Raw genomic sequence first — 1714 nt, 5'->3', positions numbered from 1 at the left:
TAGGAGAGGTAGGCCATCTCCTTGTGCTCCAGCAATTTCTCCGGCAGCTTCTTGGCGCCGCGGATCGGCAGTTCGGGCACCTTGTCGAGATTGGCGTAGATCAGATCCAGGCCGCCACCAATGCCCGCGACCAGACCCACTGCGGTCTTCTCGCCAATACCGGGCACGCCGGGTATGTTGTCTGACTTGTCCCCCATCAGCGCGAGAAAATCGATGATGCATTCCGGGCTAACCCCGAATTTTTCCTTTACCCCATCGATGTCGAGCACGGTGCCGCTCATGGTGTTGACCAGCGTGATGCGCTCGTCAACCAGTTGCGCCATGTCCTTGTCGCCGGTGGAGATAACCACCGGGAAGCCGGCGGCGGCTCTCTGCCGGGCGAGTGTGCCGATCACGTCGTCGGCTTCTACACCATCGACACAGAGCAGGGGCAGGCCCATCGCCCTGACGCTGGCGTGCAATGGCTCGATCTGCATGCGCAGGTCGTCGGGCATAGGCGGGCGCTGGGACTTGTAGTGCTCGAACAGTTCGTCGCGGAAGGTCTTGCCCTTGGCATCGAATACCACAGCGAAAGGACTATCCGGGTATTGTCGGCGCAGACTGTTGAGCATGTTGAGCACGCCCTTGACCGCACCAGTGGGTTTTCCGCTCGAGGTCATCAATGGCGGCAGAGCGTGAAAGGCCCGGTACAGGTACGAAGAACCATCAACCAGAACGAGGGGGGCTTGATCAGTCATGCTTCAGGTCAACTTTCCGTGGCTAAAAAGAGTCTAGAATGAAAGGGTCACAGCATTGCAGTCCCATCACAACAGGATAAGCCTATCATGATACGCAGATTTGGCCGTGCATTGGCCGCCACCGGCCTGGCGCTGGTTATCAGTCAGACAGCCCTGGCCCAGGAGGCCGTCACCGGCGAACCCGATGTGGTTATCCGGCAAGAGGGCGATCGTACGGTAGAGGAATATCGGGTCAACGGTTTTCTCTATGCAATCAAGGTGATACCCAATGCTGGGCCGCCGTATTTTCTTGTGGCGGTGGATGATGAGGGTAATTTCATGCGCTCGGATCAGCCGGAGGGAATGCGCATTCCTTCCTGGAAAATATTCGAATGGTAGGCTGACCGAATGTCTGTATTCACACCCCTGAGCCAGAGCGAGCTGAGCGAGTTTCTCAAACCCTTCGAGCTTGGACGCCTTGTGGCGTTCGAGGGAATTAGCGCGGGCACCGAGAACAGTAACTTTTTCGTCAGTTGCGAACAGGGCGAGTTCGTTCTGACCCTGATCGAGCGAGGCCCGGTAGACGAATTGCCGTTTTTCGTCAGTTTGCTCGATTGTCTGCACGCCGCTGAGCTGCCGGTACCTTTTGCAGTTGCCGATCAGCTGGGGCGCAAACTGCACCAGTTAAACGGCAAGCCCGCGCTGCTGCAACCGCGCCTGCCCGGTAAGCATGTGCAGCAACCGGACGTGCGGCACTGCCAGCAACTCGGCAAGGTGCTGGCGCAGATGCACGAGGCAACGCTTTCCAGCGGCCTGGCTCGGCAGAGTGACCGCGGGCTGGCGTGGATGGAGAAGGAAGCTGGCGGTCTCCTCGATGAGCTGGACCAGGCCGAACGCGCACTGGTCGAGCCGCTGCTGCCGGTCATGCGGAGCCTGCTCGAGGAACGCCCGCCTATGCCCAAGACGGTCCTGCATGGTGACCTGTTCCGCGACAACGT

Annotated in this window: 3 protein-coding genes; 2 read left to right on the top strand and 1 reads right to left on the bottom strand. The window is 59.3% G+C overall.

The features are described 5' to 3' along the window. On the bottom strand, positions 1-737 hold a 737-nt coding region (locus ABYA88_RS16390; protein ID WP_373188447.1), incomplete at its 3' end, for a 5'-3' exonuclease H3TH domain-containing protein. Between the two features lie 90 nt (positions 738-827). Between ABYA88_RS16390 and ABYA88_RS16385 the strand changes: the two genes are divergently transcribed. Both ABYA88_RS16385 and ABYA88_RS16380 read left to right on the top strand, forming a co-directional pair. Then, entirely contained in the window at positions 828-1115 is a 288-nt protein-coding gene (locus ABYA88_RS16385) for a DUF2782 domain-containing protein (protein WP_373188448.1), read from the top strand. Between the two features lie 9 nt (positions 1116-1124). After that, on the top strand, positions 1125-1714 hold a 590-nt coding region (locus ABYA88_RS16380), incomplete at its 3' end, for a phosphotransferase (RefSeq protein WP_373188446.1).

The sequence above is a fragment of the Halopseudomonas sp. genome (assembly GCF_041579695.1).
Classification (GTDB): Bacteria; Pseudomonadota; Gammaproteobacteria; order Pseudomonadales; family Pseudomonadaceae; genus Halopseudomonas.
The sequence above is the reverse complement of the archived record's forward strand: the minus strand, read 5'-3'. Positions and strand labels throughout refer to the sequence as shown.